General features: G+C 70.5%; 6 protein-coding genes. 1 reads left to right on the top strand and 5 read right to left on the bottom strand.

What is annotated here, in order from left to right:
• Window positions 1-65 precede the first annotated feature (65 nt).
• From pdeM to ABB28_RS16270, 4 genes are read right to left on the bottom strand one after another with little or no spacing between them, the layout of a single operon-like run.
• Window positions 66-710: a ligase-associated DNA damage response endonuclease PdeM gene (gene pdeM, locus ABB28_RS16255; protein WP_057687412.1), complete on the bottom strand. Its 645-nt coding sequence runs from the start codon at window positions 708-710 to the stop codon at window positions 66-68.
• Window positions 700-3,156: a ligase-associated DNA damage response DEXH box helicase gene (locus ABB28_RS16260; RefSeq protein ID WP_057687413.1), complete on the bottom strand. Its 2,457-nt coding sequence runs from the start codon at window positions 3,154-3,156 to the stop codon at window positions 700-702. Before ABB28_RS16260 ends, pdeM begins: the two co-directional genes overlap by 11 nt.
• The gene (locus ABB28_RS16265) at window positions 3,153-4,757 is read right to left on the bottom strand and encodes an ATP-dependent DNA ligase (protein WP_057687414.1); all 1,605 of its coding nucleotides are present in this window, start codon (window positions 4,755-4,757) and stop codon (window positions 3,153-3,155) included. Before ABB28_RS16265 ends, ABB28_RS16260 begins: the two co-directional genes overlap by 4 nt.
• A complete protein-coding gene (locus tag ABB28_RS16270; RefSeq protein ID WP_057687415.1) occupies window positions 4,754-5,752 on the bottom strand; it encodes a ligase-associated DNA damage response exonuclease in 999 nt (332 codons plus the stop codon). The genes ABB28_RS16265 and ABB28_RS16270 overlap by 4 nt, the downstream gene beginning before the upstream one ends.
• 110 nt (window positions 5,753-5,862) lie before the next feature.
• Between ABB28_RS16270 and ABB28_RS16275 the strand changes: the two genes are divergently transcribed.
• Window positions 5,863-7,488: an acyl-CoA dehydrogenase family protein gene (locus tag ABB28_RS16275; protein WP_057687416.1), complete on the top strand. Its 1,626-nt coding sequence runs from the start codon at window positions 5,863-5,865 to the stop codon at window positions 7,486-7,488.
• A 64-nt stretch (window positions 7,489-7,552) separates the two neighbouring features.
• Here the strand turns inward: ABB28_RS16275 and ABB28_RS16280 are convergent, their stop codons facing one another.
• Window positions 7,553-7,957, bottom strand: coding sequence for a hypothetical protein (locus ABB28_RS16280; protein ID WP_057687417.1), 405 nt, complete (start codon window positions 7,955-7,957; stop codon window positions 7,553-7,555).
• Window positions 7,958-8,079: the final 122 nt, after the last annotated feature.

An 8,079-nucleotide genomic window follows, 5' to 3' on the forward strand; every position in this document is an offset into this window, starting at 1 on the left:
CGGCCCAAAGCACGTAGCCAGCGAAACGCAGCCACCCGCGAGGGCGTCCCACCCGTTCGACCCACCTACCGCGCAGGCAACAGCACCGCCGCAGTGTCCACGCACGCGACCATCCGCTCACCGGCTGCCAACACCGGCACCACCCCGGCGGTGAACTGCGAAAACGCCGGCAGCACCGTCACCCGCTCGCGCAGCCAGAAGGCCGGCAACCGGCGCGGCAGCCCCGGCAGCGCGGCCAGCGGATGCAGGTGACCGCCAATCACGTGGGCCTGCGCATCCGGCTCCGGTTCGTGGCGCAGCAGGAAGGGACCCAGTGCGGCCTGCTCCTCGTGCACCTGCACCTGCAGCGCGGCGGCGGACAGCGCGCGGTCGTGGTTGCCACGCACCACGTGGACCGCAAGCCCGGGCCGCTGCTCGCGCCAGGCCAGCCAGTGGCTGTACCACGGCGCCCGGTGCAACGGCCCGTGCAGCACATCGCCGAGGATCCACAGCTGCTCGCAGTCGCTACGCTCGACCAGCTGCTGCAGCCGCTTCAGGTCGGCGGCGGTGCCACCCACCGGCAGCGCGATGCCGGCGCGGCGGAAGATGTCCGCCTTGCCCAGGTGCAGGTCGGCGATCAACACGGCGCGCAGCCGCGGTATCCGCAGCGCACGCTCGCCCAGCAGGATCACCTCCTCGCCGGCCAGGTGCAGGACAACATCATCGGGCATTGCGCTTTTCCAGTTGTTGCGCGGCACGCAGCACGCGCGTGCGCCAGTCTTCATTGCTGAGCTGGCCGCGCAGGCGTTCGGCCCACAGCGGGAAGCCCAGCGGCGTCAGCGAGCGCGGTGCCTGGAGCGACAGTGCACGGCCCTGCATCCGCTGCAGCGCGTCGCGCAGGCCGTCCACGTCCAGGCTGTCGTGCAGCACTTCGCGCTCGGCCAGCTGCAGCAGCATGTGCTCCGGATCGTGTTCGCGCAGCACGTCGTACAGCAGGCCGGCTGAAGCCTGCAGCTGGCGCAGCGAACGCGGCATGCCGCCCGGCAGGCTGGGCACCAGCAGGCCGGACACCCGCGCGATGCCGCGGAACTGGCGGCGTGCCAGTTCCCCCAGGTTGACCGCCGCGCGCAGGTCATCAAGCAGCGCGCCAGGGTCCAGCAGCGCGCTCCACTGTGCCCCATCCAGGGCGATGGGCAGGGCCGGGGCCAGCACCAGCCCGTGGTCGTTCACCGCATAGCCGATGCTGTTGCGCTGCAGCCGCGTGCAGCGCAGGGCCAGCAGCGCGGCAAGGGCTTCATGCACGTGGCGGCCGGCGAACGGGTACACGAACAGGAACTGGCCTTCGCGGCGGCGTACGTCTTCCACCAGCAGGTGATCCGGCGAAGGCCGCGCCGACAGGGTTGCCTGCAGGTCCATCAGTGGTGCCAGCCAGCGCGATTCGGGGCTGTCGTCGGCGCCGCCCAGCACCGCTTCCAGTTCCCGCCCCAGTGAAGTGGACAGCGCCAGCTGGCCGCCCTGCCAGCGCGGCACCACGCCTTCTCCACCGCGGGCCACGCGCACGTAGGCGGTCATGTCCTTCACCTGTACCAGTTCGAGCAGCCGGCCGGCGAACTGGAAGCGATCACCACGACGCAGGCGCCCGGCAAACTGTTCTTCCACCGCGCCCAGGCTGCCGCCGCGCAGGAACTGCACGCGCACGCTGCCGTCGCTGCTGATGGTGCCGATGGACAGGCGATGGCGCAGCGCCTGGCGTCGGTCGTGCACGCGGTAGATGCCGTCCTCGTCCTGCACCGCCTTGTGGAAATCCGGGTACTGCGCCAACGCCCGCCCGCCCTGCACGATGAACTGCAGCACGTCCTGCCACTGCGCATCGCCGAGCTGTGCGAAGGCATGCGTGCGGCGGACCTGCGCGAGCAGCGCTTCGGCATCGAAGCCGCCGGCCAGCGCGCGGCTGATGCAGTGCTGGGCCAGCACGTCCAGCGACAGCCGAAGCGGCCGTCGTGCCTCGACCACGCCCGCGTCGAGGGCGCGGCGCGCGGCCGCGTATTCGGCCAGCTCCAGCGCATGGCTGGGGACGCACAGGATCTCGCCGCTGGCGCCGGGGCGATGACGCGCGCGTCCGGCGCGCTGGCGCAGCCGGGCCACGCCCTTCGGGCTGCCCAACTGCAGCACCTGTTCCACTTCCGGGAAATCCACGCCCAGGTCCAGGCTCGAGGTGGCGACCACGCAGCGCAGGCTGCCGGCGCGCAGTCCATCTTCCACCTGCTGGCGCAGCGCCGGATCCAGCGATCCATGGTGCAGCGCCAGCGTGGCGCTGTCTTCGGGCCACACCGCGGACAATGCCTGGTGCCAGAGCTCGGCCTGCGCGCGGGTGTTGGTGAACAGCAGGCTGCTGCGCGCGCCCATCAGCGCCTGCAGCACGCGCGGCAGCTGCCCCAGCCCCAGATGGCCCGCCCACGGGAAGCGCTCGCCGGGCTCGGGCAGCAGGCTGCGCACGCGAACCGGTCGCGGCCTGGCCCCTTCCACGGTCACCGCGTCGTCGCAGCCGGGCAGCAGCACCTCGCGAGCCTGTTGCAGGTTGCCCAGCGTGGCCGACAGGCCCCACAGCTGCATCGCCGGTGCGGTGTCGCGCAGCAGGGCCAGGTTGAGCTGCAGCAGTACGCCGCGCTTGCTGCCCAGCAGTTCATGCCATTCGTCCACCACCACGCAGCGCAGCTGGCGCATGCGCGCCAGCGTATCGGGGTAGCTCAACAGCAGCGCCAGCGATTCCGGGGTGGTCACCAGCACGTCCAGCCGACCTTCGCGGGCGAGGCGTTTGTCGCGGCTGCTGGCGTCGCCGCTGCGCAGGCCCACCTGCCAGTCCAGTCCAACGGCCTTCAGCGGCGCCTGCAGCGCACGTGCGGTGTCGGTGGCCAGTGCGCGCAGGGGGGTCACCCACAGCACCTGCAACGGCCGTACCGCGCTGCGACGGGCCGGCGTGGGCAGCGGATCGACCAGCGCCTGCAGCAACGGGCCGCCGAACATCGCCAGGGTCTTGCCGCTGCCGGTGGGCGTATGCAGCAGGCCGGACTGCCCGGCCAGGTAGTGCCGCCACATCGTGCGCTGGAACGGCAGCGGCCGCCAGCCGCGTTCGGCGAAGAAACCCTGCAGGCGCTTGAGCGCCTCCGCTGCGGTCATCGGGCCAGTGCCTGCAGCTGTTGCAGATGGTCGGCTTCGGCAGCGGGCTTGTCCTGGCGCCAGCGCAGGATGCGCGGGAAGCGCACGGCGATGCCGGACTTGTGCCGCTTGCTGACATTGACCGCTTCGAAGCCCAGCTCGAACACCTGTTCGGCACGTACGCTGCGCACCGGGCCGAAGCGTTCGCGCGTGTTGGCGCGGATCCAGCGATCCAGCGCGAGGATTTCCTTGTCGTCCAGGCCGGAGTAGGCCTTGGCCACCGGCACCAGTTCGTCACCGTTCCAGACCCCGAAGGTGTAATCGGTGTACAGCGTGCTGCGCCGGCCGTGGCCGGCCTGCGCGTACAGCAGCACCGCATCGATGGTCAGCGGATCCACCTTCCACTTCCACCAGTCACCGCGGCGGCGCCCGGCCTGGTAGACCGAATCGGCACGCTTGACCATCAAGCCTTCCACGCCGCGCACGCTTGCTTCTTCGCGCAGGGTGGCCGCCTGCTGCCAGTCGTCGGCATGTACCTGGGGAGACAATTGCAGGCGGGGATCATCCAGCGCACCGAGCAGCGCAGCCAGGCGCTGACGGCGCTGCTGCAACGGCACGTTGCGCAGGTCTTCGCCCCCTTCTTCCAGCAAATCGTAGGCGAGCACGCGCACCGGCGTGCTGCGCAGGGTCGCCGGCCCCGGCTTGCGCCGCTGGATGCGCGTCTGCAGCGCGGTGAAGGCACGCGGCAGATCCTGCCCTGCATCCCAGGCCAGCAGCTCCCCGTCGATCACACAGCCATCGGGGAGGACTGCGGCGGCCTGTTCGATTTCCGGAAAACGCCCGTCCAGCCGCTCTTCGCCACGCGACCACAGCGCGACCTCGCCCTGCCGGCGCAGCAGCTGCAGGCGGATGCCATCCCACTTCCATTCCAGCAGCCAGTCGCTGATAGGACCCAGCGTCTCCACCGCCGCTTCCAGAGGCGAGGCGAGGAAGAACGGATAGGGCTGCTGGCGGTCCAGCGGCAGCTCCTCGTGCGTCAACAGCGTGGCAAGCAGGGTGGGCGAGGGGACCCAGTCGCCCAGCATGCGCTGGGCGATGCGCGCGATGTCCAGCCCGGACAGTTCGGCCAGTGCCTGCTGCACCAGCCGCTGCGAGACGCCGACGCGCAGCGCGCCGGTGAGCAGTTTGTTGAACACCAGCCGTTGCGCTGCCGGCAACGTCCGCCAGCCGGTTTCCACGGCGGCGCGGCGGATCGCTTCGTCCAGGTTGGCCACGGCCAGCAGATGGGTTTCGATCCACTCCACCAACGGGCGGTCCGGGGCTGGCTGGCGCGGCTCATCCACCAGCAGGGTCAGCGTTTCGGCCAGGTCGCCGACCTGCTCGTAGCTGTCTTCCACCAGCCACGCCGGCAGTCCGGATTCGTCAGCCAACCAGGCGCGCAGTTCGCCGCTGGCGGCGATCTTGCGGCGCGCACTACCGACCTTGCCACCGCTCAGCAGGTACAACGCCCATGCGGCGTCGTGCGCGGGCGCATGGCGGAAGTAGTCGACCAGCGCGGCGCGTTTGTCGCCGGTGGCGGTACTGCGGTCCAGGCGCTGGTACAGGTCGGCGAAGGCCTTCATTCTTCGCTCCCGTAGTCGGTTCGGAAGGCTTCGGCGGCGGTGCCGTTCTCGCGCAGGTAGCGGATCAATGCATCGGTGTTGCCATGCGTGGCGATGATCCGGGTGGCGCCGGTCTGCGCGATGGTCTGCAGCAGCGCCGGCCAGTCGGCGTGATCGGACACCACGAAGCCGCGATCAACGTTGCGACGGCGGCGGTTGCCGCGCAGGTGCATCCAGCCGGAGGCAAACCCCAGCTGGTGGCGGCCGAAGCGGCGCACCCACGGCGTGCCCGCGGCCGATGGCGGGGCCAGCACCAAGCGGCCGGCTGAATCGGGCTGGCGACCCTGTTCGGCCACTGCCTGGGTGGCCAGCATCGGGATGCCGGCCTGGCGATACACCTGCACGCCGTTGTCGATCGCCCCGTGCAGCCAGGCCGGCTGGTCGTCCAGCGGCAACAGTTCGGCCAGCACCCGCTGCGCCTTGCCCAATGCATAGCAGAGCAGGATCGCCGCTTCGCCGCGTTCGCCGCATTCACGACGCCAGGCGACGATGTCCGCGGCCACGTCCGGGGTGTCGGGCCAGCGGTAGATCGGCGAAGCGAACGTGGCTTCGGTGATGAAGGTATCGCACGGCACCACTTCGAAGGGATCGCAGGTGGGGTCGGGCTGGCGCTTGTAGTCACCGGACGCCACCCAGACCTGCTCGCCGTCGTCGATGCGCACCTGCGCCGAGCCCAGCACGTGGCCGGCCGAGTGCAGCGATACTTCGACCGCGCCCATCCGGAACGGCACGCCCCAGCCGTGGGTGTGGATGCGTACATCGCCCAGCCGCCAGCGCAGGATCGGCTCGCTGGACGGGCTGCAATGGTATTCCTGCATGCCGCCGCGGGCGTGGTCGCCGTGGCCATGGGTGATCACCGCGCGCGCCACCGGGCGCCATGGATCGATGTGGAAATCGCCAGCGGGGCAGTACAGTCCTTCCGGACGCAGCACCACCAGATCGTCGCGTCTGCTCATGTCGGCACTGTGCCGGGGCCGTCGTGCAGGAGGTGAGAATCCGCCTGAACAGCAGCCGTTCCCGCGCTGGGGCAGAATCGAGGGTCATGCGGCCAGGGAGGCGTTCCACCATGCGCAACGAAGCAGCACCGTTCCAGACCCACCTCGTGCACAACCAGCCGCCCGCGTTCGCCGGCCGCCACCTGTGGGCCGACGATGCGGCGCTGGTGGAAGCGGTGGACCGGGGTGGGGCGTCCTCCTTCGCGGGTCGCCTGGCAGCGTACGGCCGCCTCGCCGGCGATGCGTTGTACCGGCTCGGCTTCGATGCCAACCGCGATCGACCGCGCCTGCGTACCCACGATGCGCAGGGCCATCGCATCGACACCGTCGAGTTCCATCCGGCGTACCACCAGCTGCTGCACACGGCGAAGGAACACGGCGTGGCCGGGCTGTCCTGGCACGAGCCGCAACCGGGCGCGCACGTGGCGCGCGCCGCGCTGAGTTACCTGCACCACCAGGCCGAAGCCGGGACCAGCTGCCCGCTGACCATGACCCACGCCGCGGTGGCGGTGCTGGCCGACCACCCGGTGCTGTCGGAGTGGGCCCGCAAGGCGGCTGCACCGGTGTACGACCCGCGCGATGTGCCGATCGCCGACAAGGTCGGCATCACCCTGGGCATGGGCATGACCGAGAAACAGGGAGGCTCCGATGTCCGCGCCAATGCCACCGTCGCCGAGCCAGGCGCGGACGGAAGCTACCGGCTGGTGGGGCACAAGTGGTTCTTTTCCGCGCCGATGTCCGACGGCTTCCTGGTGCTGGCGCAGGCGCCGGCAGGCCTGACCTGCCTGCTGATGCCGCGGCGGCTGGCCGATGGCAATCGCAACGCCTTCCAGTTGATGCGGCTGAAGGACAAGCTCGGGGACTGGTCCAATGCCTCCAGCGAGGTGGAATTCACCGGCGCGCAGGCCTGGCGGGTGGGCGATGAAGGGCGCGGCGTGGCGACCATCATCCACATGGTGATGATGACCCGACTGGACTGCATGCTCGGCGCTGCCGCGGAAATGCGCATGGCGCTGGCGCAGGCGCTGCACCATGCGCGGCACCGGCGTACCTTCGGCCAACGCCTGTGCGACCACCCGCTGATGGCCAACGTACTGGCCGACCTGGCACTGGAATCCGAAGCGGCGACCGCGCTGGCCCTGCACGTGGCCGCGGCGGTGGACCGCGCTGCACGCGACCCGCGCCAGGCGCTGCTGGCACGGGTGGGCACCGCGCTGGGGAAATACTGGGTGTGCAAGCGCGCGGCGGCGTTCGTCAATGAAGCACAGGAATGCCTGGGCGGAGCGGGCTACGTGGAAGAGTCGATGCTGCCGCGGCTGTACCGCCAGGCGCCGCTCAATTCGATATGGGAAGGCAGCGGCAACATCCAGTGCCTGGACGTGCTGCGCGCGCTGCAGCGCGAGCCGGCGGCGTTGCAGGCGCTGCATGAGGAACTGCTGGCCGGCAGCGGGTTGGATGCCACCTTCGACGAGGCGATGTCACGCTGGTGGAGCGCCGCGCCGCCGGAGCCGGCACTCGCGCGGGTTTACTGCGAGCGGCTGGCGCTGCTGCTGCAGGGGTCGATCCTGCTGCGTGCAGGCAGTCCGTTCGCGGCCACGTTCGTGCGCAGCCGGCTGGGCGGTGAACACGGCCTGGCCTTCGGCACCTTGCCGCTGGGGATCGACAGCGCGGCGATGCTGGCACGCGCGCTGCCCTGAGCAAGGGCCACAAAAAAGGCGCCGGCATCGGCCGGCGCCTGCATCGTGGAAGGAGGTGCGTGGTTCAGTGCTTGCCGTGGTCGGCGTTGTCCTTGGCATCGTCGGCGACATCGCGGGCCTTGTCGGCCACGTTCTGTGCGGCGGTCGCGGTGGCTTCGCTGGCATTGGCGGCCGCATCCTTGGCGGCAACCTTGGCTTCGGCAGCGGCGGCGGCGGTGGAGTCGGCGGCGCGGTCCAGTGCCTGCTGGGTATCGGCAGCGGCTTCACGCGAGGCTGCGGCGGCATCGTCGGTGGCATCGCGGGTGGCGGCGGCCGCGCGGTCGACGGCATCACGGGCGGCCACGCCGGCGCTGTCGGCGGCCTGGGCGGCGTCCTGGCGTGCCTGTTCGGCTTCCGGGCCCTTGCAGGCGGCCAGGCCGAGCACCAGCGCGGAGGCCAGCAGGGACGTGGTCAGGGTGCGGATCTTCATGGCGCGCTCCAGGATCAGGGTTTCAGGGAGCGCCAGCCTATTCATCGACCGGTCTAAGGCGGGTGAAGTTTTTTTTGCGCGTGCGCGCGCTTTGAAGCAACGGCAACGGCAACGTCAAAAGC

This window comes from Stenotrophomonas chelatiphaga (assembly GCF_001431535.1).
Classification (GTDB): Bacteria; Pseudomonadota; Gammaproteobacteria; order Xanthomonadales; family Xanthomonadaceae; genus Stenotrophomonas; species Stenotrophomonas chelatiphaga.